The 19,501-nt window shown below is 61.9% G+C and carries 14 protein-coding genes; all 14 read left to right on the top strand.

Annotated features, from left to right (window positions below; all coding sequences use genetic code 11):
* The first annotated feature begins 2 nt into the window (after positions 1-2).
* The 14 genes from icmH (at position 3) to P5704_013300 (ending at position 19,500) form a co-directional block, all read left to right on the top strand.
* On the top strand, positions 3-884 hold the full coding sequence (gene icmH / locus P5704_013235; GenBank protein ID WOF77034.1) for a type IVB secretion system protein IcmH/DotU: 882 nt from the start codon (positions 3-5) through the stop codon (positions 882-884).
* A 1-nt stretch (position 885) separates the two neighbouring features.
* The gene (tssM, locus tag P5704_013240; GenBank protein ID WOF77035.1) at positions 886-4,425 is read left to right on the top strand and encodes a type VI secretion system membrane subunit TssM; all 3,540 of its coding nucleotides are present in this window, start codon (positions 886-888) and stop codon (positions 4,423-4,425) included.
* Positions 4,425-5,156, top strand: coding sequence for a PP2C family serine/threonine-protein phosphatase (locus tag P5704_013245; GenBank protein WOF77036.1), 732 nt, complete (start codon positions 4,425-4,427; stop codon positions 5,154-5,156). The genes tssM and P5704_013245 overlap by 1 nt, the downstream gene beginning before the upstream one ends.
* On the top strand, positions 5,153-6,130 hold the full coding sequence (locus P5704_013250) for a serine/threonine-protein kinase (protein WOF77037.1): 978 nt from the start codon (positions 5,153-5,155) through the stop codon (positions 6,128-6,130). Before P5704_013245 ends, P5704_013250 begins: the two co-directional genes overlap by 4 nt.
* A 20-nt stretch (positions 6,131-6,150) precedes the next feature.
* Entirely contained in the window at positions 6,151-8,235 is a 2,085-nt protein-coding gene (gene tssI / locus P5704_013255; protein WOF77038.1) for a type VI secretion system tip protein TssI/VgrG, read from the top strand.
* Between the two features lie 53 nt (positions 8,236-8,288).
* Complete coding sequence (locus tag P5704_013260; GenBank protein WOF77039.1) at positions 8,289-10,607, top strand: hypothetical protein; 2,319 nt, start codon at positions 8,289-8,291, stop codon at positions 10,605-10,607.
* Positions 10,604-11,464: a hypothetical protein gene (locus P5704_013265; GenBank protein WOF77040.1), complete on the top strand. Its 861-nt coding sequence runs from the start codon at positions 10,604-10,606 to the stop codon at positions 11,462-11,464. Before P5704_013260 ends, P5704_013265 begins: the two co-directional genes overlap by 4 nt.
* A 299-nt stretch (positions 11,465-11,763) precedes the next feature.
* Positions 11,764-12,792 (top strand): IS30-like element ISPsp7 family transposase, encoded by a 1,029-nt coding sequence (locus tag P5704_013270; protein WOF77041.1) that lies wholly within the window; start codon positions 11,764-11,766, stop codon positions 12,790-12,792.
* A 260-nt stretch (positions 12,793-13,052) separates the two neighbouring features.
* Entirely contained in the window at positions 13,053-13,499 is a 447-nt protein-coding gene (locus P5704_013275) for a hypothetical protein (GenBank protein ID WOF77042.1), read from the top strand.
* A 31-nt stretch (positions 13,500-13,530) separates the two neighbouring features.
* Positions 13,531-13,809: a hypothetical protein gene (locus tag P5704_013280; protein WOF77043.1), complete on the top strand. Its 279-nt coding sequence runs from the start codon at positions 13,531-13,533 to the stop codon at positions 13,807-13,809.
* Between the two features lie 584 nt (positions 13,810-14,393).
* A complete protein-coding gene (locus P5704_013285) occupies positions 14,394-16,265 on the top strand; it encodes a di-heme-cytochrome C peroxidase (GenBank protein ID WOF77044.1) in 1,872 nt (623 codons plus the stop codon).
* 26 nt (positions 16,266-16,291) lie between these two features.
* Positions 16,292-17,428, top strand: a complete 1,137-nt coding sequence (locus P5704_013290; GenBank protein ID WOF77045.1) for a catalase family protein — start codon at positions 16,292-16,294, stop codon at positions 17,426-17,428.
* Between the two features lie 144 nt (positions 17,429-17,572).
* Positions 17,573-18,721 (top strand): ABC transporter permease, encoded by a 1,149-nt coding sequence (locus P5704_013295; GenBank protein ID WOF77046.1) that lies wholly within the window; start codon positions 17,573-17,575, stop codon positions 18,719-18,721.
* Complete coding sequence (locus P5704_013300; GenBank protein ID WOF81228.1) at positions 18,715-19,500, top strand: ATP-binding cassette domain-containing protein; 786 nt, start codon at positions 18,715-18,717, stop codon at positions 19,498-19,500. The genes P5704_013295 and P5704_013300 overlap by 7 nt, the downstream gene beginning before the upstream one ends.
* Position 19,501 lies beyond the last annotated feature (1 nt).

The raw sequence follows: 19,501 nt of genomic DNA on the forward strand, positions 1-19,501 counted from the left end.
ACATGATCAAGGAAATGGATTACGGACAGAACGACCACACGGTCATCGTCAACCGCGCCGGCGAAGCGCCGGCACAGAGCCCGCTGACCGACTTCGACACCCCGCCGCGCTTCGAGCAGCTGGAGGAACGGATGATCTACGCCGCCCGCCTGCGCCCGGCGGAAACCTTCAACATCAGTCTCAATCCGCTGGTGGCCGCCGCCTCGCCGCTACTGTCGGAAGTGGTACGGCTCAAGCACAGCCTGGACAGCGAAGACCTGCAGGCACTGCACCGGCAATTGAGCAGTGCGATCAAGCTGTTCGAGCACCGCTCGCTGCATGATGGCGCCGAAAGCAGCCAGGTGATGGCGGCGCGCTACGTGCTCTGCACCATTCTCGACGAGGCCGTGGTGACCACGCCCTGGGGCAACGAGAGTGAATGGTCGCAGATGAGCCTGCTGTCCTCCTTCCACAACGAGACCTTCGGCGGCGAGAAGTTCTTCCAACTACTCGAGCGACTGGCGCGCAACCCGGTCAAGCACCTGCCGATGCTGGAGCTGATGTACCTGTGCCTGTCCCTTGGCTTCGAGGGCAAGTACCGCGTGCTACCGCGCGGCATGCTCGAGCTGGAAGCGGTGCGCGACAGCCTCTACCGGCAGATCCGGCAGATGCGCGGCGATATACCGCGCGAGCTGTCGCCGCATTGGGAAGGCCTCAAGGACAGCCGCCGGCGCCTGGTGCGCATCGTGCCCTGGTGGATGGTCGCGCTGTTCACTCTGATGTGCCTCGGAGTGATCTACGGCGGTTTCGCCTGGGTGCTCGGCGAACAGCGCGAGAGCGTGCTGCAACCCTATCGCTCGCTGGACATGGATGCCGGCGACTCCACTTTTTCAGGGATGAAATGAGATGAAGACGTTCTTCGGCAAACTCGGCGCCATACTGCGCCGAACCTGGGTCTGGAGCCTGCTGCTGGTCCTGCTGCTGGCGGTCCTGGTGTGGTTCGTCGGGCCGCTGCTGGCGGTGAATGACCATCGGTTCTGGGAGTCATCCAGCAGCCGCCTGCTGAGCATCAGCGTGCTGTTCCTCGGCTGGGGCCTGGCCATGGTCTTCGCCAGCTGGCGCGCCAGCGCGCGCAAGAAGCGCGACGCCGAGGACCAGGACGTTCAGGAGCAGCTGCGCCGCGACGGTCTGATCGGCGAGGAGCAACAGGAGTTGCGCCATCGCTTCAAGCAGGCGCTGCGTACCCTGAAGACCTCCAGCCTCTATCGTGGGCGCAGCGAGAAATGGCGCAGCGAGCTGCCCTGGTACCTGCTGATCGGCCCGCAGGGTAGCGGCAAGACCAGCCTGCTGGATTTCTCCGGGCTGGATTTCCCGCTCAACCGCAGCGAGCAGCAGCGCCTGACCAAGGATGTCTCCGGCACCCGCTATGCCGACTGGTATTTCGCCGATCATGCGGTGCTGATCGACACCGCCGGCCGCTATCTGTCCCAGCCCGACGCAGCCGTCGACGGCAGCGCCTGGGACACCCTGCTCGGCCTGCTGCGCAAGCGTCGCGCACGACCGCTCAACGGCGTGCTGGTCAACCTGCCGGTGGACCAGCTGCTAGGCGGCAATGAACTGGAGCTGGAAAACCTCGCCCGCCAGACCCGCCAGCGCCTGCACGAGATCCATCAGCGTCTGAACGTCGACGTGCCGGTCTACCTGGTGCTGAGCAAGGCCGATCGGATTCTCGGTTTCGACGAGTTCTTCGATCAGCTGTCCCGCGAGGAAAGCGATCAGGTACTCGGTGCAAGCTTCCGTAAGGAGCAGAACGGCAGCGATGCGCAGGTGGTGCGCGAGGAGTTCGAGGAACTGCTGCGCCGGCTGAACAGCCAGGTAATCATGCGCATGCACCAGGAACGCGATACCCAGCGCCGCGGCCGCATTCTCGACTTCCCGCATCAGCTGGGGCAGATCGGCGAGCGTCTGAGCCTGTTCATCGAACTGGCCTTCGCCGGCAACCGTTACCAGCGTGCCAGCCAACTGCGTGGCTTCTACCTGACCAGCGCGCCACAGCTGCGCGAGGGTCTCGACCCGCTCACCGCCGGCATTGGCCGCCAGCTCGGCCTGGCCAGTAGTGCGCTACCGACCTTGCGCAGCGGCCGCGCGCGCTTCATCAATCAGCTGCTCAGCCGAGTGATCTTTCCCGAAGCCGAACTGGCGGGCCTCGACCAGCGCGAGGTCCGCCGCATCGACTGGGGCCAACGCGCGCTTTATGCCGGCGCCTTCGGTTGCCTGGTGCTGTTCGGCGGCGCCTGGGCACTGAACTTCTCCAGCAACCACGAGCGCCTCGAACAGCTGCGGGACATCGCCCAGACGCTGGGCGGCGAACGCAAGACCATCGAGGCAGAAGACGAAGCACTGCGCACCCTCAAGGTGCTGGATGGCAGCTACGCGGCAACCCAGGTCTTTCCGCCCAGGGACGATGTGTCCTGGCTGCGCCGCGGTGGCCTGTACCAGGGCGAGGCGGTCGATCCGACATTGCACGACGCCTACCGCCGCGATCTGGAAACGCTGCTGCTGCCACGTGTCGGCCGTCAGTTGGAAGCACAGATTCGCGCCAACCTGAACGACCGCGAACAACTGCTCGGCAGCCTGCGCGCGTACCTCATGCTGAACCTGGCCGAACGCCGTGATGCGGCCTTTCTCAAGGACTGGCTGGCCGCCGACTGGTCGCTGCGTCATGGCGGCAACGCGGTTGCCCAACAAGGCCTGAACACCCATTTTTCCCGCCTGCTGGAGGAGTCGTTCGTGCCCTATCAGCTGAACGACAGTCTGGTGGCCAAGGCCCGTGCCCAGCTGCGCAGCGAATCGCTGGCGGCAGTGGTATACCGCATGCTGCGCGATCAGGCGCGCAACCTTCCCGACTATCGACTGAACACGCAGCTCGGTCCGCAGGCGTCCCTGTTCGTCGGTGGCGACTATGCGATTCCCGGCTTCTACACCCAGCGCGGCTATAACAAGCTGTTCGTCGCCCAGGGCGCCGAGCTGGTTAGCGAGATCCTGCGCGACAACTGGGTGCTGGGCGAAGGTGACAGCCTCAGCGCCAAGGACCTCGGCCGCCTGTTGGTGGAAATGGAGCAGCTGTACTTCCGCGACTACGCCACGCACTGGAGCGAGGCGATCGCTCAGCTGAACATCCTCCCGGCCGGTAGTGCGGCCGAGGGTGCCGCGCAGCTCGCCGGGCTCACCGCAGCCAACTCGCCGCTGCTGCAACTGCTGCTGGCGGTGCGGGAAAACACCCGCTTTGCCGGTCTCGCCGACGCGACTGCGGAGGCCGGCGACCTGGCCGATGCCGCCCAGAACGCTGGCGGCAAGCTTGGCAAAGCGGCCAAACTGGCCACCGCCGCGGCGGAACAGGCACAAGCTGCGCTGCTGAAGAATGTACCGGACACCGCACGCAAGACCCTCGAACGCCGCTTCGCGCCGCTGCACCAGCTGCTCGACGAAAACGGCGCGACTGGCCCGGAGCTGACGGCAAGCCTGCAGGCACTCGACGCCCTGCAATTGCAGCTGGCCGCGCTGGCCCACGCCAGCGCACCGGAACAGGCTGCCTTCGAGATGGCCAAGGCGCGCATGGGCGGCCAGCGCGACGCCATCAACCAGCTGCGCAGCAGTGCTGCTCGGCTGCCGCAACCGGTCGGCAAGTGGCTTGGTCTGCTGGCCGAGGACAGCTGGTCGCTGGTCCTCAGCGACGCCTATCACTATCTCAACCAGCGCTATCGCAACGAGCTCTACGCCAGCTACCGCGGTGCCCTGCGCGAGCGCTATCCGTTCAGTGCCCACAGCGCCAGCGACGTCGCCCTCGCCGACTTCCGCGAGTTCTTCAAGGCCCAGGGCCTGGCGGACAGCTTCTTCGAGCGCTACCTCAAGCCCTTCGTCAGCGGCAGCGCCGACCAGTACCAGCTGCGCCGCGTCGACGGCCGCGGCCTGCCGCTGTCCGAGCAATTCCTTGCGCAGATGAGCCGGGCGCAGACCATTCGCCGCAGCTTCTTCGCCGAGAACCCCAACGAACCGCAGATCCTGTTCAAGCTCGAACCCTATTCGCTGGATTCGAGCCTCGGCCGCGCCGATTTCCGCTTCGGCAACCAACAGCTGGAATACCGCCACGGCCCGATCGTGCAGACCGCCTTCCGCTGGCCGGCCGAAGCCGACGATGGGCGCACCAGCCTGGTAGTGGAAGAACTCGGCGGCCGCCGCGTCGGCATCGAGAAGAACACCGGGCCCTGGTCGCTGTTCCGCCTGATCGATCTGATGCAAGTGGATTACCACAGCGGCCGCGACGTGCTGATGCTCAAGGCCGATCTCGGCGGCCTGCGCGCCAACTACCTGCTGCACGCCCAGCGCTCGCCGAATCCGTTCGACCTCGCACTGTTGCGCGGCTTCAAGCTGCCGGCGGCACTGTGATGAGCGCGACGGCATGCAGCTGGCGCAGCGTGGCGCGCACCGACACCGGCAAGGTGCGGGCGCGCAACGAGGATGCCTTCCTCGACCTGCCGCAGACGGGGCTGTGGGCCGTGGCCGACGGCATGGGCGGACACCAGAACGGCGCGCTGGCCAGTCGCTTGATCGTCGAACAGCTGGCCGATCTTTCCGCTGCGGGTGACCTGCCGGAGCGGGTGCTGGCGCTGCGGCGCTGCCTGCATGAATTGAATCGGCGGCTCAGCCAGGAACTGACGGTCACCGCCGCACGTCCTGACCCGGTGATCGGCAGCACCGTAGTCGCCCTCCTCGTGGAGGATGACCGTGCGGCATGCATCTGGGCCGGCGACAGCCGCTGTTATCTGTGGCGCGGCGGCCGTCTCTATCAGCTGTCACGCGACCACTCCTTGTTGCAGCAACTGATCGACGAGCAGCAGCTCAGCCCCGAGCTGGCCGCCAAACACCCGGCCGCCCATGCGCTGACCCGCGCCATCGGGGCCAGTGAAAAGCTGGAGCTGGACATACTCGAGTTCGACGTGTTTCCCGGCGACACGCTGTTGTTGTGTAGCGATGGGCTTCATCAAAGCATGTCCGCCGATGCCCTCGGTGCAGCACTCAGCCTGCCATCCACTCACCTGGCACTGGAACGGCTGTTTCGCCAGGCATTGAAGGGGCCGGCGCGGGACAACATCAGCGCCGTGGTGATCCGCCGATGAACGCACGGCAACTGCAGGCCAGCGACCTCACCTACTTTGCCCTGGCGTCTACCGCGGCCACGCCTGCAGCGGTCGAACCGAAGGCAGTCCCCGGCGAGCTGCCGGACGTACTCGGCGGCCGCTACCGGATCGAACGCCTGCTCGGCGTCGGCGGCATGGGCGCGGTCTATCGCGCGCGTGACCTGCTGCGCGAACAGTTCGGCGATCCGGAACCCTACGTGGCACTGAAGACACTCAGCGAGGATTTCGCCGAATACCCCGACGCCAGCGCGCTGCTCTACAGCGAATACGCGCTGACCACACGCCTCAGCCATCGCCATGTGGTGCGTCTGTACAACTTCGACATCGACCCGGGCAGCCAGCGCGCCTTCATCACCCTGGAGCTGCTCAAGGGGCCAACCCTTGACCAGCTGCTGTGCGAGCGCCCGCAGGGCATGGCCTGGAGCGAACTGCAGGGCATCGCGTTGCCACTGCTGGAAGCGTTGAGCTATTCCCACAGCCTGGGCGTGCTGCATGGCGACCTGAAACCGAGCAACGTGATGCTCGCCGATGACGGCCTGCGCCTGTTCGACTACGGCCTCGGCCAATCGCTGGAAGGCCTGCTGCCCGGCCTGCCGCGTCTGTGCCGCACGCGTTTTGCGGCCTGGACGCCGCGCTATGCGGCACTGGAGCTGCTCGACGGCAGCGAGCTGACCGCCAGCGCCGATATCTACGCGCTGGCCTGCGTGCTCTACGAACTGGCCAGCGGCAGCCATCCGTTTCGCCGGCTCAGCGCCCGCCAGGCCAAGGCGATGGAACTGGACCGCGCCCTGCAACGACCGCCGCAACTGCCCGCGCACTGCTGGCCGGCACTGCGTCTGGCGCTGGCATTCGACGAGGCGCAGCGCAGCATCGATGCAGCGGGCCTGTTGCACGCCTTCAGCCGCCCCGTACCGAGCCGCTGGCAGCGCTGGTTCGGGCACACCCATGGATGACATCAGGACAAGGAAAGCCCATGTTCAACGCGGCCAACGAAACCCATTTCAGCCTCACCCTGGAAGGCGTCGCACACGATTTCAAGGTGCTCGAATTCCAGGGCCGCGAGGCCATCAGCCAGCCCTATCGCTTCGACCTGGAACTGGTCAGCGAGCGCCCCGACCTGGATCTACAGGCACTGCTGCATAAGCCCGCCTTTCTCGCCTTCGACCCCGCCGGCATGGGCATCCACGGCCTGGTCCACCGCATCGCCCAGGGTGAATCGGGCAAGCGCCTGACCCGCTACCGGCTCACGCTCGTGCCGCAGTTGGCCTATCTCGTCCACAGCACCAACCAGCGCATCTTCCAGCACCTCAGCGTGCCGCAGATCGTCGCCCAGGTGCTCGAGGAACACGGCATCCAGGCCAACGCCTACCGCTTCCAACTCGGCCCGGTGGTCTACCCACCGCGCGAGTATTGCGTGCAGTACGACGAATCCGACCTGCACTTCATTCAGCGTCTGTGCCAGGAAGAAGGTATCCACTACCACTTCGAGCACAGCACGACAGGTCATGCGCTGGTCTTCGGCGATGATCAGACCAGCTTCGCCAGGCTCGGCCAGCCGACCGCCTATCTGCAGGACAACGGCATGACGGCCGACGAGCCGGTGATCAAGCGCTTCGCCGTGCGCGTCGCGACCCGCACCAGCCGCGTCAGCCGTCGTGATTACGACTTCGAACAACCCAGGCTACTGATGGAAGCGGCCCATCGCGGCGAGCCGGCGGCGGACGCCATGCCGCAGCCCGACCTGGAAGACTACGACTATCCGGGCCGCTTCACCGAACGCGCCCATGGCAAGCACCTGTCGCAACGCGCTTTGGAACGCCACCGCCACGACTACCGCCTGGGCGAGGGCAACAGCGACCAGCCGCGACTGGTCAGCGGCCATCTACTGGAAATCTCCGACCACCCGCGCCGCGAATGGAACGACCTCTGGCTGCTCACCGAGGTGCTGCATGAAGGCAAGCAGCCGCAGGTGTTGGAGGAGTCGGTACTGGAGCTCCCCTCTCCCTCCGGAAGAGGGGCTGGGGGGGAGGGCGCTCCAGGCAACGCTCAGTTCCATCAGGGCTACCGCAACCGCTTCAGCGCCACGCCCTGGGACATCCCCTTCCGCCCGGCCCTTCACCATCCTAAACCGAAGGTGCTCGGTAGCCAGACCGCCGTGGTCACCGGCCCCGCCGGCGAAGAGATCCACTGCGACGAGTACGGCCGCGTAAAAGTCCAGTTCCACTGGGATCGCGAAGGCCAGGCCGACGACAAGACCAGCTGCTGGCTGCGCGTCTCCTCCAGCTGGGCCGGCGACCGCTACGGCGGCATCGCCATCCCGCGGGTCGGCATGGAGGTGCTGGTGACCTTCCTCGAAGGCGATCCCGACCAGCCGCTGGTGACCGGCTGCCTGTACCACAAGGAGCATCAGGTCCCCTACGACCTCCCGGCCAACAAGACCCGCACGCTGTTCAAGACCCTGAGCAGCCCGGGCGGTGGCGGCTACAACGAACTGCGCATCGAAGACCGCCAGGGCGCCGAGCAGATCTACGTCCACGCCCAGCGCGACTGGGACGAGAACATCGAGCACGACCAGAAGATCCGCGTCGGCCACGAACGCCACGAAACCGTCGAAGCCAACAGCTACAGCGAGTTCCGCGCCGAGGAGCACCTCATCATCGCAGGCGATCGCAAGGTCGAAGTCAAACCCGACGACCACCTCACCATCGCCCAGACCCAGCACATCAAGCTCGGCACCGCCCAGCTGACCAGGGCCGGCCGCGAGATACACCTCAAGGCCGGGCAGAAAATGGTCATCGAAGCCGGCGTCGAACTGACCCTCAAGGCCGGCGGCAGCTTCATCAAGCTCGACCCCGGCGGCATCACCGTCTCCGGCCCGCTGGCGCGAATCAACGCCGGCGGCGCACCGGGCAAGGGTTCGGGGATCAAGATCAAATCACCGGTGCTACCGGGAATGGCAGATAGCGACAAGGCCGGAAGCCTACTAGAGCAGGCAATGCCGGGTAAGGCGGACAGCTTGCTCAGCAAACGCAAGCGCTCGCTCAATTTTTCAGGCTAAGAACAGGACAGAGCCGGCTGCGCAGCCGGCTCGAACGCAAGGAAGCATCGAACATGGCCGAACACAAGCCGATCAATTGGGCTTATCCGTTTCCCAGCAAGGACACCAGCCACAATCCGCTGCAACTGCTTACACATATGGCCCAGGCCAAAGGCGGGTTCTACCCCACCGGCGAAAACGGCTTATGGCATGGCGGCGTGCATTTCGACGAAGGCACGGCCGCTGTATTCGACCAGTCGAGCGTGCGCTGTATCGCCGACGGCGAGGTGATTGCCTACCGCATCGACCAGCGCTACCCGGTCAGCGAATTCACCGACGAGATTCCCTTGGTCAAACGTGCGCCCTTTTCCACGGGGTTCGTGCTGGTCAAGCACAGCCTGCAGCCGCCGCCACTGAAGAACGCTGACGGCAGCATCGTCGAAGGACAAACCCCTCCAAGCCTCACCCTCTACAGCCTGTACATGCACCTGCTGGATTGGGCGGGCTACCAGGCACAAGCGGACCTTCCGCGCCCCGCCTTCTGGGAAACCAAACGCTATACCGTGAATACGCAGCACGATGGCCTGAGCGTTCGCGCAGGTCCGAGCAAGCACACCACCAAGCTGTCGGAGCTGTCCAAGGGTGCCGAGCTCACCATCGGCGAGACGGAAGGCGAGTTCAGCAAGCTGCTCAGCCTCATCAGCGGGACGGCACAACCCGCCCTATCAGCCGACGACGAGGGGCACATACCCGGCTATGTATCCACCAGCTTGCTCAAACCGCACAGCGAGCCAGCGGAATACGACAAGGTAGTCGTTCTCGACAGCGGAGTGCCGATCAAGGCAGGTGACCTTATTGGCCATCCCGGCCTGTACCAGAATCACGACAGCGCTGCTCAGCGCATGGTCCATGTCGAACTGTTCAGCTGCGACGATGTGCCCGCGTTCATCGCCCGGAGCCGCGCCTGGGCCAGTCGCTTGCCGGACGACCAGAAAACCCTGCTCAAGGTCTATAAAGGCGCGAGCAAACTGATCCCGCACCGGGAGAATATCAGCGCCGAAAACCCGCCCAAGCTGGACGACGACGGCACGCAGATCGGCGTCGACCTGATCATTCCGCAGTCCTTGCTGGATGAGCTTCCCGCTTCGAGAAAAATCCAGGTCAAGGATGGCGCTGACAACACTATGCACTGGTGGCGGCTGGACGGCCTGTTCGCCGACGCTGACGGCAATCCCATCGACGGCTGGCTCGCCGAGCAGGAGCTGATCACTACTCGCCACAGCCCGTGGGAGTGGGAAGGCTTCCAGTGCATCGAGGAAACCGGAACGCCCCTCGAAAAGCTCGCCTACGCTTTCAATGCCAGAGGCCTGCTGAGCGCAGACGAACAGCACAACTACCGGGCGCAGATCAGCAAGGCCGATGGCGGCCCAATCGTAACGCTCGCTCGTCTCTACGATATCACCGATACCGATAAGGATGGCGTACTGACCAGCGCTGAAATCCGAGCAGCGCTGGCCAGGCCTTGGCACGCTCAAGTACTCGGTCAACTGGTTGCAAGATATGAAAGCGAGTGGTTCTGGAACAAGGCCAAGTGGGATGAGCTTGATCCCTTGTTAGCGGAGGAGCCCGGAAAACCGAACCTTGTTTGGGAGGTGGAAAAGCAGCGAATCGAGACGTTGAGTTGGTGGAGCGATTTAGCTGGGAGACATGGGATTCCTACGAGCGGAATAATGTGGAATATTTCACCAAACGGTTTTTTATCAAGCTTCGCCAACAGGGCTCTTCTGGTTTCTAGAGCAACGCTTGCATATATCATGAACTCAGCTTCCGACGAGATACTCGATAAGTACCTTCTTCCGATCAACAATACGCTTGAAGCATTTGAAATAAACACACCTCTTCGTATAGCACATTTTTTGTCTCAAATAGGGCATGAAACAGGAGAGCTACGGTACTCTGCGGAACTCAGCTCTGGCAAACAATACGAAGGTCGTTCAGACCTGGGAAACACCCAAGCAGGCGACGGGAAAAAATTTAAAGGGCGCGGACTCTTGCAAATAACTGGGCGAAGCAATTACGAAGCCTGCGAAGCCTTTCTAAAAAACATAAAAGAGTTCGAAAACCTCGATATTACAAGTTCCACTGAGCGCGCAGAGCAGCTGGCGTACAATCCAAAGCTTGCAGCACTCGCATCCGGCTACTACTGGGCTATGCTGAAACCTAACTTAAATGCAGCCGCTGATAGCGATGACTTATTTTGGGTATCAGTCTACGTGAATGGATGGGCAAGGCAGGACAGGCCATTCTACCCAAACAGAAGCAAAGAACCTAACAACATGCATCACCGCGCGCAAATGCTGGAACGAGCAAAGCGAGCTTTGGGAATTCTATGAAGAAAGTTATCACTGCAGTTCTTTCATTAGCTTATCTGCACGTATGCCATGCTGAAACTGCATCTGTAACAGAGATAATAGCCTATGAAGGCAAGGTCGCTGGAAGCGAAATTTTTATGACGCTATCGGAAACTGACGGCGATATCGTAGGAGGCTACCACTATAAAAAATATGGCACAGCCATACCGCTGCGAGGCTCAATTGAAAACAACCATATAATATTGATAGAAAAGTCCACCTTAGGCGAGGTAAAGATAAGTGCCGAGCTTGACAATCAATTGATGAAGGGCACTTGGAAAGGTGACAGGATTAGCCACAGTATTCATGCCAGCGCCCTCAGCAAAAGCTACAAAAATCTCATTAACGGAATAGACATTTCCAAAAATCACCCAAACACTAATATAGCAATTAAATTTATAGATGGCAGAACCCAAAATCTTGAAGTAGAGACCCTAACGGATACCACATCGATAGTGTTCGAGGACTACAATTTCGACGGCTTCCCTGATTTGAGAGTACTCGAGAGCAGCACTGGCTCCAATACAACTTACATTGCATGGACTTACAAGCCAAATAAAAAAGCATTTGAATACTCTGAGGAAACGTCAATGCTGTCGAACCCTAAAGTTCTGCATAGCGAAAGGGCGATACTATCCTTATCTCGAGATGGCTGTTGTCGTTACATCGCCTCAAAATCAGTGGGCCACGAAAAGCACTCTGCCGAATTCGAGTATGAGAAGCTTACAGGGGTTGAACGCGTAACTGATTTAAAAACAAATACAACCACAACCAGATCAATAAGCCAGAAATACTTCGAGCGAAAATATCTTACTCCCATGGGAGCTGATGGCTTATAGGCACTCCATCTTCAAAAAAAGTAGAACAAGGATTGTGGACGGAGAACATGACGATCAATCCTATAGTTCTTCAATTGATTGCGGGGACCACCTGTAGCCCGCTGTCGCTAAGCATGCGCGCGGCGCGCTAGGTAATGACTGAGCTTCAAGATCAACCCGTCGGTGCTGCTGATCAAATGATGAGTATCAACCTTACGATCCGCCCGCACTCTACAAGCCAATTTCAATTTCGTAAGCCAACCGGGGCGGCGGCAAAAACTGAGTGCAACACCTGACCTTTCCGGTACGGTGCTGCCCCTATGTCTTATACCGAACTCAGCGTTGAAGAGCGCGCCACCATTCAAATCGGTCGTACCCAAGGCTTCAGCCTGCGCAGGATTGCCTGCTTGATCAACCGATCCCCTTCGACCATCAGCCGTGAGCTGCGCCGTAACCGAGGTGCTTGCGGTGGCTACTCGGCCCGCCTGGCCCAGCAGCAAATGCAGGCCCGCCGCCAGGTTTGTCGACCGATGCGAAAACTGTTGCCGGGTAGCGAGCGCTTCGAACTGGTGACCCATATGCTGCGTGAGCGTTTGTCTCCCGAGCAGATTGCCGGCAAGCTGCGCAGCATGAACATACCCAACCTGCGAGATGCCTACGTCTGTCGCGAGACGATCTACAACGCGATCTATGCCCTGCCAGTGGGTGAGCTGCGTAAGGAGCTGATCATCTGTCTGCGCCAAGGCAAGACGACGCGCCGGCCGCGCTCTGGTGGCGTGGATCGGCGCGGCCAGATCCCCGAGATGGTCAGTATTCATGTGCGCCCGCCGGAGATTGAAGACAGGCTGATGCCGGGGCATTGGGAAGGCGACCTCATCAAGGGTAAGGCCAACGCCTCGTCCGTCGGTACGCTGGTGGAACGCACCAGTGGCTACCTGATGTTGGTGAAGATGAACGACGCGACGGCGACTTCGGCGCTGGAAGGCTTCAGCGCCGCGCTCAATAGCATGCCGCTGGAGATGCGCAAGAGCATGACTTACGACCAGGGCCGGGAGATGGCGCGACACGCCGAGATCACCCAAAGAACCGGCGTGGCGATCTACTTCTGCGACCCGCACAGCCCCTGGCAGCGCGGCAGCAACGAAAACATCAACGGCCTGATTCGCCAGTACTTGCCCAAGGGCACAGACCTGTCGGTACATAGCCAGGAGGAGCTGGACGCCATTGCGCTGCAACTGAACATGCGACCGCGCAAGCGCTTCGACTTCAAATGCCCCATCGAGGTGATGGGAGAGGTCATGCAAAATGCCATGGCAATGCGGCATGATGCTCCGGTTTCAATTCAATAACCGTGTTGCACTCAGCTCCTGCAACCGCCCGGATAAAACAGCCGAGCCTAAACACTCTGTGCCAATTATGATTTGGGGTATGAAAGAAGGGATTTTTACCGGCAAAAAACTAAACGGCTATATTAGTTCTGCTGGGGTAGATTATGTAAGGACTCGTAGAATAATCAACGGATCTGATCAGCAGAAACTTATAGCCGGCTATGCAAGAAAGTATTAATCCATCCTTAGGAAAACGTCCTCGGCAAGGAAATCTTCGCTCCATGAAACACGTACGGTTTTTAGCTCTGCTTATCTCACTAACGCTGACCACTAGCGCACACGCAAGCGCTTACACCATTTCATCCAACGATGACGGGGTGGCGGAAATCTATACAGCAGACATGGACGCGGGCACTCTGACGATCAAGCAGGGAACGGAAACGACAATTATCACCGACATTGTTGGCTACGCAGGGCAGCCAGCCAGAACGTTGGTGCGGTTCAATGGCGGGCCCGCATTGAGCTATGAAAACTCTGGATCGAATACACATTTCGAAGTCTTTTATACCCTAAAATTCAAAGATAATATCCCTCTTATCGACTGCATATACAGCAATATTCGCAACGGGCAGAATGGTGCCTCCATTCGAAAAGCTTTTTGCAACCTTAACAAGGTACTATCGAGCAATTACCAGGATAGCTTTCCGTTACACAGACGCCTGGATTGATGAGTCTAATAGAGCGTCCCTAAAATCTGTTATGGCCGAGCCTGCTGAAGCCGCTGTGACACCCCTCGGCAAGCTAGGCAATGTGCTTGTTGCGCTTCGCTACGACTCGATCGAAGATCTAATTTCTACTACTCCGAAAACCATAGCGTCAGCAGCCGGGAAAATTTATGTAGTGACCGGTAACGCTTATTTGGTTTATGACGTCGATGGTGTTACAGCATCAGCACTGGATGTGGAAACGGACCCTGTCGCACATTCATTGAAGCGCCTGACAGCTACAGAGCTATTGCAAGCTATTAATAAAAACTAAACTTTCTCACCGCCTGAGGCACCCCGTCCAATATGATGCTTAGAATTATACACGCCAGCATCTATGCTATGATCGTGGCACTTACTGCTCCAGTTACAGCAGCAGTGGAACGTCTACCACCATTTTTTTACTGCAAATCGGAATCCGATAGAACCCTAGAGCTATATAAACAGAACAATACGATCAGCTATAAATTTGGGCATCCGGGCCGCACACCCGAGCTTGAATTAAACAGATTAGTTGATGAGGTTGACATATCAATAGGTAACGCGACCGGCAGCGAACTGAGTAACTCTGTCACGTTCACCAATGGCGCCTATTCGTATACGGTTACATCCAGAATTAACAGAGTGGCTGATGTCCAAATACCCGAGCACGGCATATTAGTTAAGAAAAATTCTAACTACTTAACTTATATCTCATGCATTTCAGCCTCCGTGAAGGGAAGTTTGCTTGACATTGAATAACTGTCCGAGCACGCATTCACCCTTATCTGTCACCGCAAAAGCGGCGACATCTTATTGCCATCACCCCACAACTCTGCCATAAACGCGCACTCGCCATGATGCTACAAGGATGTACCGATGCGATTGCTGCGCCGAGCCCTGGGGGCTGTCTTGTTGTTGGCTGTGCTGGCCGCGGGGGTTGGGCTGTATTTTGTGGCCTACCCGAACCTGCCCGAGTACAAGGCGCCCGAGGCACTGAATTATCTGGAGCAGTGGGACGCCGCGCAGCGGCAGACCTACTACTACACGCCGCAAGGCACCCAGGTTAAGGGGCTGGAGTACGACTGGTTCCGCGCGCTGGAGCTGCCCTTCAGCCGGGACAAGTTCGCCACGCCGGACTACCTCGCCCGCTTCGGCTTTCTGGTCGATCCCGCGCAGCAGGCCACCGCGGCCAATCCTGGCAACCTGCCGGTCGGTTTTGCCCGTCACGAGGATGATGAGAGCGGCCGCGCGTACCTGGATGTCACCTGCGCGGCCTGCCACACCGGCGAGCTGCGCTATCAGGGTCAGGCCATTCGTATCGACGGTGGCGCGGCGATGCATTCGCTGGCCTCCACCGTACCGACCCTGCGTGGTGGCGCCTTTGGCCAGGCGCTCGGCATGAGCATGGCCTTCACCTATTACAACCCGCTCAAGTTCCGTCGCTTCGCCGAGCAGGTGCTGGGCGAACGCTACGAGCAGGATCGCGAGCAGCTGCGCCACGACTTCAAGCAGGTGCTCGACCGCCTGCTCGGCACCGCCTACAACGATTGGCACCGTGGGCTCTACCCCACCGAAGAAGGCTTCGGCCGCACCGATGCATTCGGCCGCATCGCCAACAGCGTGTTCGGCGATGCCATCGATCCGGCGAACTACCGCGTGGCCAACGCGCCGGTGAGCTACCCGCATCTGTGGGATATCTGGAAGTTCGACTGGGTGCAATGGAACGGCTCGGCCATGCAGCCGATGGCGCGCAATATCGGCGAAGCGCTGGGTGTCGGCGCCACGCTGCAGCTGCTGCACGAGAACGGCCAGCCCGTCGCCGAGAACGAGCGCTACGCATCGGGCGTTCGTGTACGCGACCTGCACAGGCTGGAAACCACCCTCATGCAGCTGACCCCGCCACGTTGGCCAGAAGAAGTGCTGGGCGCGATCGATCTCCAGCAGGCCAGCCTCGGTCGCGCACTGTATCGGGAGAACTGCGCGCATTGTCACGACGCCAGGCCCAAGCCGGTCGACAAGCGCTTCGCTGCCGAGCGCGACCCCGAGTGGCGCATGAAGGTGATCCCCACCTCCTTCGTCGGTACCGATCCGACCACGGCCGACAATATCGCCGACCATCGCTTCGACCTGACCCGCCTGGGCTGGACCCAGGACGAGCTGGATCGTCTGGATGTACAGCTGTATGGCGCGCCATCCGGCCCGCTCGATCTCGCCAGCCTGTCCAGCGCCAAGGGGCTGGCCTATATCACCGCCTATGTCGAAGCGCGCGCCTACCGTGACGCCGGCATCGGCGAGGCCGAGCGCGCGGAATTCGACGGCTTCGGTCTGCCGATCGGCGTGCAGGAACTGCGCGGCTACAAGGCACGCCCGCTGGACGGCATCTGGGCGACGCCACCGTTCCTGCATAACGGCTCGGTGCCGACGCTGTTCCAGCTGCTGTCGCCGGTGGCCGAACGGCAGAAGCAGTTCTGGGTCGGCAGCCGCGAATACGATCCGCGGCATGTGGGTATTCGCACCGAGCGCTTCGACGGCGGCTTTCTGCTGGATACCGCGATCACCGGCAACGGCAACCGCGGCCATGAATTCCGCGCCGGCTGCCGCGGCAATGGCGTGATCGGCCGGGCATTGGCGCCGCATGAGCGCTGGGCGCTGGTCGAGTACCTCAAGGTGCTCGGCGACCCCCGCTTCGAGCCGCGCCTCGAGGAATTGCCGGCGCGCGCCCACAACCCCGGCCCAAGCTGCCCCTGACCCGTCCCCGTACAAGGATCTGCCACATGCTCACAAGACTCTGGCTCTGGATCGGTCGCCTGTTGGGCCGGCTGCTGCTGGCCATCACTGTCATCGGCCTGGCCGGCTGGGCGATTGCCGCCGTGCATTTTCACCTGACCCATCGCGGCCCCGTCTCCAGCGAAGAGGTCATCGCGCCGAGCGAAGCGGCCGACACCCAGGCGATCATCGCCGACGCCATCGCCGTGGTCGAACAGCACAGCGAGAACACCCGCGTGCTGCGCGACGCCCATGCCAAGGCCCACGGCTGCGTACGCGCCGAAGTCAGCGTGCGCGCCGACCTGGAACCGGCACTGCGCCAGGGCGTTTTCAACGAGCCGGGCAAGACCTGGCAGGCCTGGGTACGGCTGTCCAACGGCAACGCCTACCCACAATTCGACCGCATCCGAGACGCCCGCGGCATGGCGATCAAGCTGCTCGACGTGCCGGGGGAAAAGCTCACGCGTGACCCGCGCCACGCCGGCGAGCAGGACTTCGTGATGTTCAACCATCCGGTGTTCTTCGTCCGCGATGTCGCCGAGTACCGCAGCAACTTCGCCGCCCAGGCGCAGGGCAAGAAGGCGCTGGCGTTCTTCCCGAGCATCGATCCGCGCAGCTGGGAGCTGCGCCATCTATTCATCGCGCTGCAGACCCTGGCGCCCGCGCCCGAGAGCCCGGTGGCCACCACTTACAGTTCCGTGGCGCCGTACAAGTTCGGCCCGCACAACATCAAGTACCGGGTCATCCCGGCGCCGGAAGACTGCCCGACCTACCAGCTGCCCGAACAGAACCACGACCTGCCGAACTTCCTGCGCAGCGCGCTCTACCAGCAACTGTCCCTCGACCGCGCACCCGCCTGCTTCGCCCTGCAGGTGCAGCGGCAGAACGCCGAGCACTACATGCCCATCGAGGACACCAGCATCGAATGGAGCGAGGCCGTTTCCCCGTTCGAGACGGTCGCCGACATCCGCCTGCCGCCGCAGGACTTCGACAGCCCCGAGCAGAACCTGGCCTGCGACAACCTCAGCTTCAACCCCTGGCACGCACTGCCGGAGCATCGCCCCATCGGTGGCATCAATCGGTTGCGCAAGGCGGTGTACGAGGCGATCAGCAGTTATCGGCTCGAGCGTAACGGCGCACTTTGACGCGACCGTCGAGGCCCATGGATCAGCAACCGACGCCCACCGCCGATTGCCGACGTTGGGCTACCCGGTCCTGTTTTGCCGGGCAGTGCCCTGCTAGCATCAATCAGGACTCCATCGCCCGACATAGGCACCCGTTTGCAGAAGATGAGCGCCACCACGTCCTCGTCTCCCGGTTCGGTGACAATCGAACCGGGCGCTTCACCGTTGCGGGCGCGCATAGTCGGTGACTGGACCCTCGCCCATTACGCGGCACTGCAACATGAGGTGAAGCGGCTCAGGGCGCGGATCGACGAGCGCAGCCAGATCGAACTGAGCGAACTGGGTGCACTGGATACGGCAGGCGCCGGCCTGCTGGTGGAGCTGCTGGGACACGCGCGGATCGCCGCCATCGAAGCCTGGGCACCGCGCTTGCCGGCCGAACGCCTGGCGCTGCTGCGCACCGTCGCCACCGCCCTGAATCAACCGGATGCCGCCGAGCCGCCGCGCGGTTATGAATTCGGCGATGTGCTGGCGCATATCGGCGGCGCCGTCGCCGCGCTGTGGAAGCAACAGCGCGCACTACTCGGCTTCATCGGCCTGACCCTGCAGACGCTGCTGCTGACCTTGCCACGGCCGCGACGCTGGCGGCTCACCTCGCTGGCCGTGCATATCGAACAGACCGGGCTGGACGCGGTGCCGATCGTCGCGCTGCTGACCTTTCTGGTCGGCGCGGTGGTGGCCTTTCTCGGCGCCACCGTGCTCGCCGACTTCGGCGCGACCATCTACACCGTCAACCTGGTGGGCTTTTCCTTCCTGCGCGAATTCGGCGTGCTGCTGGCGGCGATCCTGCTCGCCGGACGCAGCGCCAGCGCCTTCGCCGCGCAGATCGGTTCGATGAAATCCAACGAGGAGATCGACGCCATTCGCACCCTCGGCCTGAGCCCGGTCGAGCTGCTGGTGCTGCCACGGGTGCTGGCGATGCTGATCACGCTGCCGATCCTGACCTTCGTCGGCATGCTCAGCGGCATCGCCGGCGGGCTGGTGGTGTGCGTGCTGGCGCTGGACATCTCGCCGACCATGTTCTTCAACATCATGGCGCGCGACATCGCCGTCAGCCATTTTCTGGTCGGGCTGGGCAAAGCCCCGGTGTTCGCCTTCATCATCGCGGTGATCGGCTGTCTGGAAGGCTTCAAGGTCAGCGGTAGCGCGCAGTCGGTGGGCGAGCACACCACCTCCAGCGTGGTCCAGGCGATCTTCATGGTGATCCTGCTGGATGCCATCGCCGCGCTGTTCTTCATGGAGATGGGCTGGTGAGCGACGACGCGCTGATCCAGGTACGCGGGCTGGTCAACCGCTTCGGCAGCCAGACCGTGCACGACAACCTCGACCTCGACATCCGTCGCGGCGAGATTCTCGGCGTGGTCGGCGGTTCGGGCACCGGCAAGTCGGTGCTGCTGCGCAGCATCGTCGGCCTGCGCCGGCCCAACGCCGGCAGCGTCAGCGTGTTCGGCGAAAACCTGCTGGAGCTGTCGGCCGAACGCCGCTCCCAGGTGGAACGGCGCTTCGGTGTACTGTTCCAGCGCGGTGCGCTGTTCACCTCACTGAATCTGCAGGAGAACGTCGCCCTGCCGCTGATCGAGCACGCCGGGCTCGAGCGCCGCGACGCCGAGCACCTGGCGCGGCTGAAACTGGCGCTGGCCGGCCTGCCGGCCGACGCCGCCTGCAAGTACCCCGACGAGCTGTCCGGCGGCATGATCAAGCGCGCCGCGCTGGCCCGCGCGCTGGCGCTGGACCCGGAAGTGCTGTTTCTCGACGAGCCCACCGCCGGCCTCGACCCCATCGGCGCGGCGGCCTTCGACCAGCTGATCCTGACCCTGCGCGACGCGTTGGGCCTCAGCGTGTTTCTGGTGACCCACGATCTGGATACGCTCTACACCATCTGCGACCGGGTCGCCGTGCTGTCGCGCAAGCGCGTGCTGGTGGCCGATCGCCTGGAGGTGGTGGAAGCCACCGACGACGCCTGGATCCGCGACTACTTCCACGGCCCGCGCGGCCGGGCGGCGCAGCAAGCCGCCGACCTGCTGGAGAACTGAC

Source organism: Pseudomonas sp. FeN3W (genome assembly GCA_030263805.2).
GTDB lineage: Bacteria > Pseudomonadota > Gammaproteobacteria > Pseudomonadales > Pseudomonadaceae > Stutzerimonas > Stutzerimonas stutzeri_G.